Origin of the sequence: Ferribacterium limneticum, assembly GCF_020510585.1 — a bacterium.
Lineage (GTDB): Bacteria > Pseudomonadota > Gammaproteobacteria > Burkholderiales > Rhodocyclaceae > Azonexus.
Window position 1 is genome coordinate 1,114,194 of sequence record NZ_CP075190.1, and the last position, 15,465, is coordinate 1,129,658.

Below are 15,465 nucleotides of genomic sequence, written 5' to 3' on the forward strand. Positions count from 1 at the left end.
ATGACTGCTACACGTATTGGTGTCGTCGGTGCCGGCGGCCGCATGGGCCGGATGTTGATCGAGGCCACGCTCAAGGATGACCAACTGGCGCTCGGCGCAGCCTTCGATGTGCCGGGCAGCCCGGCGATTGGCAAGACGGCCGGTGATCTGGTCGGCATGCCCTGCGACGTGGTGGTGACCGATGACGTCGCGGCCGGCCTCAAGAATATTGATTGCCTGATCGATTTCACCCGCCCGCAAGGCACGCTGGCTCATCTCGAAATGTGCCGCCAGGCCGGCGTCGCCATGGTGATTGGCACGACCGGCTTCGAAGCTGATGGCAAGGCCGTGATCGCTGCGGCAGCCAAGGATGTTCCAGTCGTCTTCGCGTCCAACATGGCGGTTGGCGTCAATCTCGTCTTCAAGCTGCTTGAGACGGCGGCGAGCATCCTGAACCAGGGTTACGACATCGAAATTGTCGAGGCGCACCATCGCCTGAAGATCGATGCGCCGTCCGGGACGGCGTTGCGCATGGGCGAAGTGGTCGCCAGCGCGCTCGGCCGCGATCTTGAAGAGTGTGCGGTTTATGGGCGCGAAGGCGTTACCGGCGAGCGCGACCCATCGACCATAGGCTTCGCCACCGTTCGTGGCGGCGATATCGTTGGCGATCATACGGTCATGTTCTGCGGTCTCGGCGAGCGCGTCGAGCTCACGCACAAGGCCAGCAGCCGCATGCCCTATGCGCTTGGCAGCCTGCGTGCAGCGCGTTTCCTGGCGGGCCGGAAGAACGGTCTTTTTGATATGCAGGACGTTCTCGGCCTGCGCTAGTCTCCATGAAATCCCGCCTGCTGGATCGGCAGCTCCAGGAAATCTTCGGCGGCGAAGGTGAGCCACAATTCAGGCAGTTGATCGAGCAGGCCAGGGCTGCGCGGCAGGACGTTCTGGCTGACGGCATGGAAAGGCTGGTCGGGGTCGTCGATTCCTCCTATCGCGCCTACGCCGGACTCAATCTAAGCGCCTGGCATACCAAGTTGTCGGGCGATGCGCTGGCCGACTGGAATCTGCGGGCCGGTACCGTCGAAGCCGGTCGTCAGTGGAAAGAAATGCTCGGTTACACCGCTGGCGATTTCGACAACTCGATCGTCCAGTGGCAACGCATGCTGCATCCGGATGATTTGCGCCTGTTGCAGGCGCGTATCGATGCGCATGTCCAGAGTCAGGATCCCTATTTTCAGGCCGAGTGCCGCTTCAAGGCGTGCGACGGCCAGTGGCGCTGGTTCCTGCTGCGCGGTGCCGTCGCGGCACGCGAGGCCGGGGGGCAACCGGTGCGCATGCTGGTCCTGCAGCGCGACATCAGCGAAGTCAAGGCGGCGGAAGCAGCGCTGATTTCGGCCAAGGAGGCGGCCGAGGCAGCGAACAAGGCACGCGGTGCTTTCCTGGCCAACATGAGCCATGAAATCCGGACGCCAATGAACGGCATCATCGGCATGACTGAACTGGCGCTCGATACCCAGCTTGATGCCGAGCAGCGCCACTATCTGAAGACCGTCAAATCATCGGCCGAGGCCTTGCTGACGATCGTCAACGACATTCTCGACTTTTCGAAAATCGAAGCCGGCAAGATGGAGTTCGAGGCGCTGGCTTTTTCCATTCAGGACACGGTGCTCGAGGCCGTTCGGGTTCTGGCGGTCAGCGCGCACAAGAAGGGCCTCGAACTGGTGGCCAACGTGCAGCCCGATGTGCCGCCACGCATCGTTGGCGATCCGACTCGCCTGCGCCAGGTCATCATCAACCTGATCGGCAACGCCATCAAGTTTACCGAGCAGGGCGAAGTGGCGCTCGATGTGAGCATCGATCAGCAGACCGAGCATTCAGTTTATTTGCGCTTTTCGATCCGCGACACGGGTATCGGTGTCCCGCCCGACAAACAGCAGGCAATCTTCGAGGCATTTTCCCAGGCCGACGTATCGACGACCCGTCGTTTTGGCGGGACGGGACTTGGGCTGGCTATTAGCGCCCGCCTTGTGCAGTTGATGGATGGCAAGATAACGCTTGAAAGCACGCAGGGCGTCGGCTCGGTCTTTTCATTTACCGGACGGTTTGGCGTCGAAACCTCGGTGTTGTCGCAGACCCAGGCCTTCGCGCCGGGATCACGCTATGTTGGCCGGCGCGCCTTGGTCATTGATGACAACGAGACGGTCGGACGTTATCTGGTCGAATTGCTTGAGCGCTGCGGAATCCAGTCTTCGCTGTCGGCGGATGGGGCTGCGGCCGTGGCTGCGATGGAGCGCAGCCGCGCCGTCGATTTTCCCTACGACTATGTGGTGGCTGACGCCAATATGGAGGCCCCGGCTGGCTTTGCTCTGGCTGAGGCCTGGCAGAAGTCCGGTCGCGTCGAGAAGTTGCTGGTCATGCTGACGACTGAAAATCAGCGGCACGATCTGACCCGGTTGCGTGAAATCGGCGTCTCGGCTCATCTCGTCAAACCGATTGGCAGCGCCGATATGCTGGATGCGCTGGCGCTGGCCGAGGGGCCGGCTTTGTCAGAGCAGAACGAATTCATGCTGTCGCAAATCGATCTGGGCGAGATTGCCCAGGGCGGTAGTTCGGCACTGAACATTCTGTTGGTTGAAGACAATCCGGTGAATCAGGAATTGGCGACCCGCTTGCTTGAGCGGCTGTCGCACCGGGTGACACTGGCTAACAACGGTATCGAGGCGGTTGATTTGTTCGATAGCAGCCATTTTGACGTGATCCTGATGGACATGCAGATGCCGGTGATGGGCGGCATCGAGGCGACGGAGGCCATACGTTCCCGCGAGATGCGCCGGAGCTGGGTGGTTTCCCACGAGGTCAAGCCCGTCTACATCATCGCCATGACCGCCAATGTCATGGCAAGCGACCGGGATCGCTGCATGGAGGCGGGAATGAATGACTACGTCGCCAAGCCATTGCGGCCGGACGAGTTGTTTGCTGCTCTGGATCGATCCCGTGGTGTTGGTAGCGCAGATGAGCCCATCATTTTTGCTACTGCGCCGGTCAGGGCGGGCGCGCAACTCGATCTGGCGGCAGCCCTTCGCGATATTGGCGAACCCGAGCTGTTTGCGACGATGGCCGGCATGTTTCTGTCGGAGTGGGACGCACATCTGGGACGCATCAGGAAAGCGCTCGACAGTGCCGATGCGCACGAGTTGCGCATGCATGCGCATACCGTGAAGAGTCTCCTGGCCATGTTTCATGCCGAAAATGCCCGGCGTCGGGCGATGGAAATAGAGCAGGCGGCCATGGTGGTCGACAATGTCGACTGGGCCGCCTGTAATCGGCTCCACGCTGCGCTGGTCGATGAAATGTCGCAGATCAAACCTATATTGAAGCGCTACGTCGAGACTCGCGTAATCCCTTGAATTTGCCTGAAAAGCCTCTTTTCGGCTAAAATAGGAAGGTTAAAAAGCACGAGCGGGGAGGCGCAAGCCTTCCCGCTCGGCACATGAAAAATTAGAAATTCAAGGAGAGCCGGTCGTGTCGTTGCTGCCCTCATTTATACCTGCCATTCTCGCCCTCGCCGACGGAACGGTTTTCAAGGGCCAATCCATCGGCGCTGATGGCGTTACCAGTGGCGAGGTGGTGTTCAACACCGCCATGTCCGGCTACCAGGAAATCCTTACCGATCCCTCCTATTGCCGTCAGATCGTCACGTTGACCTACCCGCATATCGGCAACACCGGTTGCAATGCGGAAGATTTTGAATCTAACGCCAATTACGCCGCTGGTCTGGTCATTCGTGACCTGCCGCTGGTTGCCTCGAACTGGCGTAGCGAGGAGGACTTGTCGTCCTATCTCAAGAAGCACGGTATCGTCGCCATTGCCGGCATCGATACGCGCAAGCTGACCCGTATCCTGCGGGAAAAGGGCGCTCAGGCCGGTTGCATTCTGGCCGGCGAAGCCGACGAGTCGAAGGCGCTGGCCATGGCCAAGGCCTTCCCGGGCCTGGCTGGCATGGACCTGGCCAAGGTCGTTTCGGCCAAGGCCAACTATGCCTGGACCGAGGCCGAGTGGACGCTGGATGGTTACAAGCAAGCTGCCGAGCCGCGTTTCCATGTCGTTGCCTACGATTTTGGCGTCAAGCGCAACATCCTGCGCATGCTGGCCGAGCGCGGTTGCCGGCTGACCGTGGTGCCGGCCCAAACGCCGGCTGCCGATGTCCTGGCGATGAAGCCTGACGGCATCTTCCTGTCCAACGGCCCCGGCGATCCGGAGCCTTGTGATTACGCGATTGCTGCTATCCGCGAATTCCTCGAGCGTGGCATTCCGACTTTTGGCATCTGTCTTGGTCACCAATTGCTGGCCCTGGCTTCCGGTGCCAAAACGCTGAAAATGAAGTTCGGTCACCACGGAGCCAATCACCCGGTCAAGGATCTGGATAGCGGGCAGGTGCTAATCACCAGCCAGAATCACGGGTTTGCTGCCGACATTGACTCCCTGCCGGCCAATCTGCGGGTTACGCATGTGTCGCTGTTCGACGGTTCCCTGCAAGGGATTGCCCGCACCGACGTGCCGGCCTTCTCCTTCCAGGGCCATCCGGAAGCCAGTCCTGGTCCGCACGACGTGGCCTACTTGTTCGATCGCTTCCTTGACACCATGACGCGTGGCGTTGCCGCGCTCAACAATGCGCAATAAGCGGCACAGAGAGAGATAAAGATGCCGAAACGTACAGATATAAAAAGTGTTTTGATTATTGGTGCCGGCCCGATCATCATCGGTCAGGCCTGCGAATTCGATTACTCCGGCGCCCAGGCCTGCAAGGCTCTGCGCGAAGAGGGTTACAAGGTCATCCTGGTGAATTCCAACCCGGCGACGATCATGACCGACCCGGAAATGGCCGATGTCACCTATATTGAGCCGATCACCTGGCAGGTCGTTGCCAAGATCATCGAGAAGGAGCGCCCGGATGCGCTGCTGCCGACCATGGGCGGCCAGACCGCGCTGAACTGCGCGCTCGATCTCGACCGCGAAGGTGTGCTGGCCAAGTTCAATGTCGAGCTGATCGGTGCTTCGAAGGAGGCCATCGACAAGGCTGAGGACCGCCAGAAGTTCAAGGATGCGATGACCAAGATTGGTCTTGGTTCCGCCAAGTCGGCCACCGCGCACAGCATGGAAGAGGCCTACCAGGTGCAGGCCGTGATCGGCTTCCCGACCATCATCCGACCGTCCTTCACGCTGGGCGGCACGGGTGGTGGTATCGCCTACAACATGGAAGAGTTCGAGACCATCTGCAAACGCGGTCTCGAAGCCTCGCCAACCAACGAGTTGCTGATCGAAGAGTCGCTGCTCGGCTGGAAGGAATACGAGATGGAGGTCGTCCGCGACAAGGCGGACAACTGCATTATCATCTGCTCGATCGAAAACCTTGATCCGATGGGCGTCCATACCGGCGACTCGATTACCGTCGCACCGGCGCAGACGCTGACCGACAAGGAATACCAGATCCTGCGTAACGCCTCGATCGCCGTTCTGCGCGAAATCGGTGTCGATACCGGCGGCTCCAACGTCCAGTTCTCGATCAACCCGAAGGACGGTCGGATGATCGTCATCGAGATGAATCCGCGTGTTTCGCGTTCGTCGGCGCTGGCCTCCAAGGCCACCGGTTTCCCGATTGCCAAGATCGCTGCCAAGCTATCGGTCGGCTACACGCTGGACGAGTTGTCGAACGACATCACCGGTGGCAAGACGCCGGCCTCGTTCGAGCCGTCGATTGATTACGTCGTTACCAAGGTGCCGCGTTTTGCCTTCGAGAAATTCCCGCAGGCGGATGACACGCTGACCACGCAGATGAAATCGGTTGGCGAAGTGATGGCTATCGGTCGCACCTTCCAGGAATCGCTGCAGAAAGCTTTGCGCGGGCTGGAAGTTGGCGTTGACGGCTTCAACCTGAAAACGGTTGATCCGGCAACGATAGACGAGCAGCTGGCCCGGCCGACCCCGGATCGCCTGTGGTACGTCGCCGATGCGTTTGGTATCGGCATGTCGGTCGAGCGCGTATTTGAGCTGACCAAGATCGATCCGTGGTTCCTTGTCCAGATCAAGGAGATTGTCGATCTGGAGCTGGCCGTGGAAAAACGCGAATTTTTGACGTTAACCGCAGAAGAGGTGCGTTACCTGAAGCGCAAGGGTTTCGCCGACCGTCGTCTGGCTTACCTGCTGAAGACGACCGAAACCGAATTCCGGAACCGTCGTCATGAGCTGGGCATCCGCCCGGTTTACAAGCGAGTCGATACCTGCGCCGCCGAATTCTCGACCGATACCGCTTACATGTACTCGACCTACGAGGACGAGTGCGAGGCCAATCCGACCGATAAGAAAAAAATCATGGTGTTGGGCGGTGGTCCGAACCGTATCGGTCAGGGCATCGAGTTTGACTACTGCTGCGTGCACGCCGCGATGGCGATGCGTGAAGACGGTTACGAGACCATTATGGTCAACTGTAACCCGGAAACAGTTTCCACCGACTACGACACCTCCGACCGCCTGTACTTCGAGCCGCTGACGCTGGAGGACGTGCTAGAAATCGTCGCCATCGAAAAGCCGGTCGGCGTCATCGTTCAGTACGGTGGCCAGACTCCCCTCAAGCTGGCGTTGGCGTTGGAGGCCAACGGCGTGCCGATCATCGGTACCAGCCCGGAATCCATCGACGTGGCTGAAGACCGCGAGCGCTTCCAGAAATTGCTGCACGATCTGGGCCTCAAGCAACCGCCGAATCGAACTGCCCGCACCGAAGAAGATGCGCTGCGTTTGGCCCAGGAGATTGGTTATCCACTGGTCGTCCGCCCGTCCTACGTGTTGGGTGGTCGGGCCATGGAAATCGTCCATGAGCAGAAGGACCTTGAGCGTTACATGCGCGAAGCCGTGAAGGTTTCGCACGATTCGCCGGTACTTCTCGATCGCTTCCTAAATGATGCCGTTGAATGTGATGTCGATGCCCTGTCCGATGGCGAGGAAGTCATCATCGGTGGAGTCATGGAACACATCGAACAGGCTGGCGTGCACTCCGGTGACTCTGCTTGCTCGCTGCCGCCATACTCCTTGGGCAAGGCCGTGCAGGACGAACTGCGCCGCCAGACCAAACTGATGGCCAAGGCGCTCAACGTCTGTGGCCTGATGAATGTGCAGTTCGCCATCAAGGACAACGATGTCTACGTGCTGGAGGTCAATCCGCGCGCCTCGCGTACCGTGCCCTTCGTTTCCAAGGCTACCGGTCTGCAACTGGCCAAGATTGCCGCCCGTTGCATGGCTGGGCGCAGTCTCAAGGACCAGGGCGTGACCAAGGAAGTGATCCCGCCGTATTTCTCGGTCAAGGAGGCCGTCTTCCCCTTCGTCAAGTTCCCCGGTGTCGATACCATTCTTGGCCCGGAAATGAAGTCGACCGGCGAGGTCATGGGCGTCGGCGTTACCTTTGCCGAAGCCTTCGTCAAGTCGCAACTGGCGGCCAGCGTCAAGTTGCCGACCACCGGCAAGGTGTTTATGTCGGTCAAGGATAGTGACAAGACCAAGGCAATTGAAATTGCCCGCCATTTGCTTGAGGCTGGCTTCCATCTCGTGGCGACGCGCGGCACCGCGCATGCCATCGAAGCTGCTGGTTTGCCGGTGCAGATGGTTAACAAATTCACCGAAGGTCGTCCGCATATTGTCGACATGATCAAGAACAACGAAATTGCCCTGATCATCAACACGGTTGAGGAAAAGCGTCAGGCGATCAACGACTCACGCAATATCCGCACTTCCGGACTGCAGGCTCGTGTCACAATGTACACGACAATCTGGGGTGCCGAAGCGGCTGCCGAAGGTATTCGCAATCTGGGCGAGTTGGTGGTCTATCCGATTCAGGCCTTGCACACGCAACTACACTGAGACAAACCTGAAACCGCCGGGTAGCCTTGGGGCGCCGGCGGTTTTGCTTTTGCTGGAAGATGATATGAGCAAAGTTCCGTTAACCGTAAAAGGCGCCGAAAAGCTGCGCGAAGAACTGCATCGCTTGAAGACAGTCGATCGTCCGTGGGTGATTGGCGCCATTGCGGAAGCGCGAGCCCATGGCGACCTTTCCGAAAATGCCGAATATGATGCCGCCAAGGAGCGTCAGGGCTTCATTGAAGGGCGTATTCAGGAAGTCGAGGGCAAGCTGTCGCACGCGCAGATTATCGATCCGAAACTACTCGATGCTGATGGCCGCTGCGTATTTGGTGCGACATTGGATCTTGAGGATCAGGATACCGGTGATGCCGTGACTTACCAGATCGTTGGCGAGGACGAAGCGGACATCAAGGGCGGCAAGATTTCGGTTAATTCGCCGATTGCCCGGGCGCTGATCGGCAAGTACGCTGGCGATATTGCCCAGGTCCAGGCGCCGGGCGGCATCCGCGAGTACGAAGTCATCGACGTCCGCTACGAGTAATTCACGTGCGTCGGCTGTCCGAGGCCCTCTACCTGATTTCCATTACTGTGTGGGTGGGTGGCTTGTGGGCTATCGGTTACATGGCGGCGCCAGTGCTTTTTGCCAGTCTGGGCGACCGGCAACTTGCCGGCATGGTGGCTGGCAAGTTGTTTGCATTGATCGGCTGGGTGGGGTTGGGTAGTGCAGCCTGGCTGCTGGTGTTTCTGGTTTTGCGTTACGGCAGACAGGTGTTCAAGCGTGCGATCTTCTGGCTGGTCGTCCTGATGGCATTGCTGACCGCCGCCAGCCAGTTCGGCATCCAGCCATTGATGGCGCAGCTAAAGCTGGATGCCATGCCGCGCGGAGTGATGGAAAGTGTGTTGCGCGACCGCTTCGCTGCATGGCACGGCATTTCCAGCATCCTCTACCTGGTGCAGAGTCTGCTGGGATTGTGGCTCGTGATCTGGAGCGGTCGCGGGCTTAAGTGATCAGCCTTGGAAGGCGCGCTTGCTTTTGCGCGGAGCTGCAGGAACAGGGCGTCTCGGTTTTGGGGCTTTTTTCGCGTTGACCGCAGCAACCTCGGCGGGAATGGGGCGAAAAACGACCAGCAGCTTGCCGATATGCTGAACAGGCGCGGCACCCAGTTGAGCGCAGATTTGCTCATAATAGGCCAGACGATTTTCGCGGCTGTCACCATAAACGCGAATCTTGATCAGTTCATGGGCGTTAAGATTCATTTCGATTTCCTTTAGAACACCCTCGGTGAGGCCGTTTTCGGCAATCGAGACAACCGGATTCAGATCGTGGGCCTTGGCGCGCAGTTCGCGTCGCTGGGCAGATGATATTTGCAGCATAGTAAACCTTTCAAAAACGGCATTTTACCGAATGAAAAGAACCAGAACCAGCAAAGCTTGGATGCGCGAGCATGTCAATGATACTTATGTTCAGCTTGCCAAGAAGGAGGGCTGGCGTTCACGTGCCGCTTTCAAGCTACTTGAGATTGACGACAAGGACAAGTTGCTCAAGCGCGGCGAGGTCGTTGTCGACCTTGGTGCCACGCCGGGTGGCTGGTCCCAGGTCGCTACTAAACGAGTTGGTGATGGCGGAATGGTGATTGCTCTCGACCTTCTCGAAATGGAACCTATTCATAACGTCCATTTCATTCAGGGCGATTTTCGTGAAGACGATGTGCTGGAACAACTCGAAAAACAATTGAGTGGTCGCCGCGTGGGGCTTGTAATGTCTGACATGGCCCCCAATATGTCAGGAGTGCCTTTGGTTGATCAGGCCCGCGTCATGCACTTGGCTGAGCTTGGGCTGGAGTTTTCCAGAGCACACCTGAAACCAGATGGCGCTTTTCTGGTCAAAGTGTTTCAGGGAACGGATTACGAGACATTTCTGCGTCAGATGCGTGAGACGTTCAAGGCTGTCGTGGTGCGCAAACCGGACGCTTCCCGTGATCGTAGCGCCGAGCTTTATTTGCTCGGACGCACATTGCGCTGAGAGTTTTGTTTAGAATGGTATTTTTATCGCTCGTCGCTGTATAAGGAGTGCAAGCTTGAACAACATGTTCAAAAACCTGGCAGTCTGGCTGGTCATCGGCCTGGTGCTGATGACGGTGTTTAATCAGTTCAACAGCCGTCAGGTTGCAACCGGATCCGTCGAATACTCCCAGTTCATCGAGGAGGTGAAGTCCGGCCGCATTTCCAAGGTGGTCATGGAAGGCCGTACGCTGAAGGCGACAACGAGCGAGGGCAAGCGCATCACGTCCTACGCGCCGCCTGATCTCTGGCTGGTTTCCGACCTGCTCAAGAATGGCGTCAAGATTGAAGCCAAGCCAGAAGAAGAGCCATCCTTCCTGATGAATCTCTTCGTCAGCTGGTTCCCGATGCTTCTGCTGATAGGCGTCTGGGTCTTCTTCATGCGCCAGATGCAGGGCGGCGGCAAAGGCGGAGCCTTTTCCTTCGGCAAGTCCAAGGCGCGCATGATGGACGAGTCGACCAATGTAATTACCTTTGCCGACGTTGCGGGTTGTGACGAGGCCAAGGAAGAAGTTCAGGAAATCGTTGATTTTCTGCGTGATCCCTCCAAGTTCCAGAAGCTCGGTGGCCGTATTCCGAAGGGCGTGCTGATGGTTGGCAACCCGGGAACGGGGAAGACGCTGCTCGCCAAGGCCATTGCCGGCGAAGCCAAGGTGCCGTTCTTCAGTATTTCGGGTTCCGATTTCGTTGAAATGTTTGTTGGTGTCGGTGCGGCCCGCGTTCGCGACATGTTCGAGAATGCCAAGAAACACGCGCCGTGCATTATCTTCATCGATGAAATCGACGCTGTCGGTCGCCACCGTGGCGCCGGCTTGGGTGGCGGCAACGATGAGCGCGAACAGACTTTGAACCAGTTGCTAGTTGAGATGGACGGTTTCGAAGGTCATACCGGCATCATCGTAATCGCTGCGACCAACCGTCCTGATATTTTGGACCCGGCCCTGTTGCGTCCGGGTCGCTTCGACCGTCAGGTTGTCGTGCCTCTGCCGGATATTCGTGGCCGCGAGGAAATCCTCAAGGTCCACATGCGCAAGGTGCCAATCTCCGGCGACGTCAAGGCCGACATCATTGCCCGTGGTACTCCAGGATTCTCCGGTGCTGACCTGGCCAATCTGGTCAATGAGGCTGCCTTGTTTGCTGCGCGCACCAACAAGCGCCTTGTTGATATGGAAGACTTTGAGAAGGCCAAGGACAAAATCATGATGGGCGCTGAGCGCCGCAGCATGGTGATGAGCGAAGAAGAGAAGATGAATACGGCGTACCACGAGTCGGGACATGCCGTAGTCGCCAAACTGGTGCCAAAATCAGATCCCGTTCACAAGGTCACCATTATCCCGCGCGGCCGTGCTCTGGGGCTGACCATGCAACTGCCGGAAGAGGATCGTTATGCTTACGACCGGCAGTACCTAATGAGCCGTATTGCAGTGCTATTCGGTGGACGTATTGCCGAAGAGTTGTTCATGAATCAGATGACCACTGGAGCATCCAACGACTTTGAGCGTGCCACTGCTATGGCGCGCGATATGGTCACCCGTTACGGCATGTCGGATCTGGGGGTGATGGTCTATGGCGAAAACGACGGTGAAGTCTTCCTTGGCCGCTCGGTGACTCAGCACAAGAATGTTTCTGAAGCGACCATGCAGAAAGTGGATGCTGAAATCCGTCGCCTGATCGACGAACAGTACGCACTTGCCCGTCGTTTGCTGGAAGAGAATCGTGACAAGGTTGAAGCAATGACCAAGGCCTTGCTTGAGTGGGAAACCATTGATGCTGAGCAGATCGACGACATTATGGCTGGTAAGGCACCGCGTCCACCCAAGCCATCCCAGTCGACGCCGCGCTCGAATACGCCGAGCGATACCCCGGGGGCGGAACCCAGCGCTGCTGCGACGGCCTGAGTTTTCTGATTGCTGAATCGGCCGGGAGTCCTCTCCCGGCCTTTTATTTTTGCGCCATGACAACACTGCACTGCGGCCGTTTCAGGCTTTCGCTAGATCGTCCCTTGTTGATGGGGATCGTCAATCTGACTCCGGATTCGTTTTCCGGTGATGGATTGACCGGTGATGTCGAGCAGGCCATCAAACATGCCCGTCAGCAATTTGAGGCCGGCTCGGATATCCTTGATATCGGCGCCGAGTCATCCCGCCCGGGCGCGATTCCGACCTCTGAAGAGGACGAATTGCGGCGTCTGTTACCTGTTCTGAAGGAAATTGCCGACTGGGGTGTTCCAATTTCGGTGGATACCTATAAGCCGGTTGTTATGCGTGCCGCACTTGAGGCTGGGGCGACAATGATCAATGACATCACCGGCATGACTCATCCTGAAGCCCTGTCGGTCGTTGCGCAGAGCGATTGCGCCGTTTGTGTCATGCACATGCAGGGCGAGCCCGGTACGATGCAGCAGACACCGCAGTATCGTGATGTCGTCAGCGAGGTGAGGTCTTTTTTGGTGGCGGCTGCAGAGCGTTGCAGGGAGGCTGGCATTGACGATAAGCGAATTGTGGTTGATCCAGGATTTGGTTTCGGTAAGACAGTGGATCACAATTTGGCCCTTTTTTCGGCGTTGACCGTACTAGGCGTCGATGATTTTCCGATGTTGATCGGTGTTTCCAGAAAATCCATGCTGGGGGTAATTACCGGCCGACCGGTTGGTGAGCGACAGGTTGCCAGTGTGGCGGCCGCGCTGCTGGCCGCACAAAAGGGTGCGAAAATACTACGTGTGCATGACGTGGCGGCAACCAGGGATGCCTTGACGGTCTGGGCTGCAATAGAACAATGGGAGCAGGAATGAGCAGGAAATATTTTGGTACCGATGGCGTGCGCGGTCGTGTCGGACAGTCGCCGATTACCCCGGATTTTGTAATGCGCCTCGGCTATTCGGCTGGCAAGGCCTTGCTGGGGCAGAGCAACATGCCGTCTGGCGAACGGCCGGCAGTGCTGATTGGTAAGGATACGCGTCTGTCTGGTTACATGCTGGAGTCGGCCTTGGAGGCGGGATTCTCAGCGGCAGGTATCGATGTCTTCCTGGTTGGCCCGTTGCCGACACCGGCTGTTGCGTATCTCACCCGCGCATTGCGCCTGCAGGCCGGGATCGTTATTTCCGCATCGCATAACCCGTACTATGATAACGGTATCAAGTTCTTCTCGGCGCAGGGTACCAAGTTGCCCGACGAGGTCGAGCATGCCATCGAGGAGGGTATAGATCAGCCGATGGTTTGCGCACCGCCAGCCGATCTTGGGCGCGTCAGGCGCATCGAGGATGCGCGTGGCCGCTACATAGAATTCTGCAAGAGCACTTTTCCAAATGACCTGGACCTGCGCGGCTTGAAGATTGTCGTCGATTGCGCGCACGGTGCCGCTTACCATATCGCGCCGAGTGTCTTTCACGAACTGGGCGCGGATGTCGTCACCATCGGGGCGCAACCCAATGGTCTGAATATCAATGATGGTGTTGGTGCTACGGCCCCAAAGGCATTGTGTGAGGCCGTGCTGGCCAATCGAGCCGATCTGGGCATCGCCTTGGATGGCGATGCCGATCGTCTTCAAATGGTCGATGCTGATGGGAATCTTTATGACGGCGATCAGTTGCTTTTTGCTATCGTCCGCAGTCGAGCGCGTGCGGTCAAGGTTAAGGGCGTTGTTGGTACGCTGATGAGCAATCTTGCTCTTGAGCACGCTCTTGGCAAGATTGACATACCGTTTGCCCGGGCCGCTGTTGGTGATCGTTACGTTGTAGAGATGCTCCACGAAAAAGGCTGGCTATACGGCGGTGAGAACTCCGGACACATACTCGCGATGGATCGTCACACAACGGGTGATGGCATTGTTGCCGCCTTGCAGGTTTTGGCCGCGCTGCGCGAGTTTGGAGGCGATTTGAAAGGTTTGCTCGGCGGCTTGGCGCTCTATCCGCAGAAACTGATCAACGTGCCGATCACGCGAGGGTTCCCATGGAAAGATCACCCGGCAATCACATCTGCGCTGGCCGAGACCGAGGCCGGTATGGCTGGGCGAGGCAGAGTGCTGTTGCGCGCCTCTGGAACTGAGCCTTTGTTACGGATCATGGTCGAAGGCGAAGATGCTGCCGAAGTGGCCTGTGCTGCCGAAAAACTGGCTGGGGTAGTGCGGGAGTCCACACAATAAATTACCGCGCATGCTTAATCGTATTGACCGAAAAATTGACGAGTCGCTATAATTCGAAGGTTTTTCGCCAACGGAATCATCTAGCCCATGCGTAGAAAGCTCGTAGCTGGTAACTGGAAGATGCACGGCGCACTGAAGCAAAATTCAGCGCTGCTGGCGCAAATTACTGCAGAGGCCTCCGGGTTGTTTTGTGAAGTAGCAGTGTGCCCGCCTTATCCCTACCTCGCTCAGGTGCAGTCCTTGATTCAAGGTTCGGTGCTTACTCTGGGGGCGCAATCTGTTAGTGAGCATCCTTCTGGTGCGTTTACCGGCGAGGTGTCGGCTTCAATGTTGGCTGATTTCGGGTGTCGCTATGTGCTGGTTGGACACTCCGAGCGGCGTGCGCTATTCGGTGAAACGGATGTGGTTGTTGCGGCCAAGTTTGAGGCTGCGCAAAAAGCTGGCTTGGTGCCCATTTTGTGTGTTGGTGAAACATTGGGTGAGCGTGAGGCTGGCGATACAGGGTTTGTAGTGGCCAGGCAGCTTTCGGCAGTCTTGGATCGTGTTGGGGTGGCTGCCATGGTGTCGGCGGTGGTGGCGTATGAACCGGTATGGGCAATTGGTACCGGAGTAACGGCGTCTCCGGCTCAGGCGCAGGAAGTGCATGCGGCGATTCGTGCTCAGGTTGCGGCGCTTGATTTGGGTGTGGCCGCAGGTTTGCGCATTCTCTACGGTGGCAGTGTGAAGCCGCGGAATGCGATGGAGTTGTTTGGGCAGTTAGACATTGATGGTGGTTTGATCGGTGGTGCTGCCTTGGTTGCGGATGATTTTCTGGCGATTTGCCTCGCGGCGAATTGATAGGCTGACAAATGAACTGGTTTTTCTCTCTCCTTCTGACGGTCCATATTCTGGTTGCGATCGTTATTATTGGTCTGGTGTTGATGCAACATGGCAAGGGTGCCGACATGGGGGCTGCCTTTGGAAGTGGTGCTTCCGGAAGTCTGTTTGGAGCCACTGGCTCTGCTAATTTCCTGAGTCGTACGACGGGTGTCCTGGCGGCTGTGTTTTTTGCGACGAGCCTGACCTTGGCGTATGTTGCCTCCAGCAAGCCAAAAACGACTGGCAGTGTGATGCAAGAACCGGTACAATCGCAGACTGTTCCGGCGGCTGCAGAGTCGCCTGTGGTGCCTGTGGATGCGGGTTCCAAAGCGAAAGACATACCGAAGTAGCGCAAGATGGATCGCTTGGCATTGAGTCCTCGCTGAGCGGTCAAAAAGACGTGCCGACGTGGTGAAATTGGTAGACACGCTATCTTGAGGGGGTAGTGGCGCAAGCTGTGCGAGTTCGAGTCTCGCCGTCGGCACCAAAATTGGGCAGTGGCCGTAAGGCGCGCTGTTTCGA

At 57.7% G+C, this 15,465-nt stretch carries 13 protein-coding genes and 1 tRNA gene; 13 read left to right on the top strand and 1 reads right to left on the bottom strand.

Annotation, left to right across the window (positions count from 1 at the left end; translation table 11 throughout):
* From dapB to KI613_RS05365, 6 genes are all read left to right on the top strand, one after another.
* Entirely contained in the window at positions 1-807 is an 807-nt protein-coding gene (gene dapB, locus KI613_RS05340) for a 4-hydroxy-tetrahydrodipicolinate reductase (RefSeq protein ID WP_226404163.1), read from the top strand.
* Positions 808-812: 5 nt separating this feature from the next.
* Positions 813-3,383 carry a response regulator gene (locus KI613_RS05345; protein ID WP_226404164.1) on the top strand — a complete coding sequence of 857 codons (2,571 nt, stop codon included), beginning with the start codon at positions 813-815 and terminating at the stop codon, positions 3,381-3,383.
* Positions 3,384-3,507: 124 nt separating this feature from the next.
* A complete protein-coding gene (carA, locus tag KI613_RS05350; protein ID WP_226405692.1) occupies positions 3,508-4,656 on the top strand; it encodes a glutamine-hydrolyzing carbamoyl-phosphate synthase small subunit in 1,149 nt (382 codons plus the stop codon).
* Positions 4,657-4,677: 21 nt separating this feature from the next.
* Positions 4,678-7,884 carry a carbamoyl-phosphate synthase large subunit gene (gene carB, locus KI613_RS05355; RefSeq protein WP_226404165.1) on the top strand — a complete coding sequence of 1,069 codons (3,207 nt, stop codon included), beginning with the start codon at positions 4,678-4,680 and terminating at the stop codon, positions 7,882-7,884.
* Positions 7,885-7,948: 64 nt separating this feature from the next.
* Positions 7,949-8,425 (top strand): transcription elongation factor GreA, encoded by a 477-nt coding sequence (gene greA / locus KI613_RS05360; protein ID WP_226404166.1) that lies wholly within the window; start codon positions 7,949-7,951, stop codon positions 8,423-8,425.
* A gap of 5 nt (positions 8,426-8,430) precedes the next feature.
* A complete protein-coding gene (locus tag KI613_RS05365) occupies positions 8,431-8,892 on the top strand; it encodes a DUF4149 domain-containing protein (protein WP_226404167.1) in 462 nt (153 codons plus the stop codon).
* On the opposite strand, the gene yhbY is transcribed toward KI613_RS05365, so the two are convergent.
* Entirely contained in the window at positions 8,893-9,258 is a 366-nt protein-coding gene (gene yhbY, locus KI613_RS05370) for a ribosome assembly RNA-binding protein YhbY (protein WP_226404168.1), read from the bottom strand. It lies immediately after the preceding gene.
* Positions 9,259-9,289: 31 nt separating this feature from the next.
* Here yhbY and rlmE point away from each other — a divergent pair, with 31 nt between their 5' ends.
* The 7 genes from rlmE (at position 9,290) to KI613_RS05405 (ending at position 15,430) form a co-directional block, all read left to right on the top strand.
* A complete protein-coding gene (gene rlmE, locus KI613_RS05375; RefSeq protein ID WP_226404169.1) occupies positions 9,290-9,907 on the top strand; it encodes a 23S rRNA (uridine(2552)-2'-O)-methyltransferase RlmE in 618 nt (205 codons plus the stop codon).
* 55 nt (positions 9,908-9,962) lie between these two features.
* Positions 9,963-11,843 carry an ATP-dependent zinc metalloprotease FtsH gene (ftsH, locus tag KI613_RS05380; RefSeq protein ID WP_310491444.1) on the top strand — a complete coding sequence of 627 codons (1,881 nt, stop codon included), beginning with the start codon at positions 9,963-9,965 and terminating at the stop codon, positions 11,841-11,843.
* 56 nt (positions 11,844-11,899) lie between these two features.
* Positions 11,900-12,736, top strand: a complete 837-nt coding sequence (folP, locus tag KI613_RS05385) for a dihydropteroate synthase (RefSeq protein ID WP_226404170.1) — start codon at positions 11,900-11,902, stop codon at positions 12,734-12,736.
* A complete protein-coding gene (gene glmM / locus KI613_RS05390; protein ID WP_226404171.1) occupies positions 12,733-14,085 on the top strand; it encodes a phosphoglucosamine mutase in 1,353 nt (450 codons plus the stop codon). The genes folP and glmM overlap by 4 nt, the downstream gene beginning before the upstream one ends.
* A gap of 87 nt (positions 14,086-14,172) precedes the next feature.
* Positions 14,173-14,922 carry a triose-phosphate isomerase gene (tpiA, locus tag KI613_RS05395; protein ID WP_226404172.1) on the top strand — a complete coding sequence of 250 codons (750 nt, stop codon included), beginning with the start codon at positions 14,173-14,175 and terminating at the stop codon, positions 14,920-14,922.
* An 11-nt stretch (positions 14,923-14,933) separates the two neighbouring features.
* On the top strand, positions 14,934-15,293 hold the full coding sequence (secG, locus tag KI613_RS05400) for a preprotein translocase subunit SecG (RefSeq protein WP_226404173.1): 360 nt from the start codon (positions 14,934-14,936) through the stop codon (positions 15,291-15,293).
* A gap of 52 nt (positions 15,294-15,345) precedes the next feature.
* Positions 15,346-15,430 (top strand) — tRNA-Leu (locus KI613_RS05405).
* The last annotated feature ends 35 nt before the right edge of the window (positions 15,431-15,465 follow it).

Bases quoted from the DNA above. Each gene is read 5' to 3' on its own strand.
- dapB (WP_226404163.1), top strand. From the start codon at position 1: ATGACTGCTACACGTATTGGTGTCGTCGGTGCCGGCGGCCGCATGGGC.
- KI613_RS05345 (WP_226404164.1), top strand. From the start codon at position 813: ATGAAATCCCGCCTGCTGGATCGGCAGCTCCAGGAAATCTTCGGCGGC.
- carB (WP_226404165.1), top strand. From the start codon at position 4,678: ATGCCGAAACGTACAGATATAAAAAGTGTTTTGATTATTGGTGCCGGC.
- greA (WP_226404166.1), top strand. From the start codon at position 7,949: ATGAGCAAAGTTCCGTTAACCGTAAAAGGCGCCGAAAAGCTGCGCGAA.
- yhbY (WP_226404168.1), bottom strand. From the start codon at position 9,258: ATGCTGCAAATATCATCTGCCCAGCGACGCGAACTGCGCGCCAAGGCC.
- rlmE (WP_226404169.1), top strand. From the start codon at position 9,290: ATGAAAAGAACCAGAACCAGCAAAGCTTGGATGCGCGAGCATGTCAAT.
- folP (WP_226404170.1), top strand. From the start codon at position 11,900: ATGACAACACTGCACTGCGGCCGTTTCAGGCTTTCGCTAGATCGTCCC.
- glmM (WP_226404171.1), top strand. From the start codon at position 12,733: ATGAGCAGGAAATATTTTGGTACCGATGGCGTGCGCGGTCGTGTCGGA.
- tpiA (WP_226404172.1), top strand. From the start codon at position 14,173: ATGCGTAGAAAGCTCGTAGCTGGTAACTGGAAGATGCACGGCGCACTG.
- secG (WP_226404173.1), top strand. From the start codon at position 14,934: ATGAACTGGTTTTTCTCTCTCCTTCTGACGGTCCATATTCTGGTTGCG.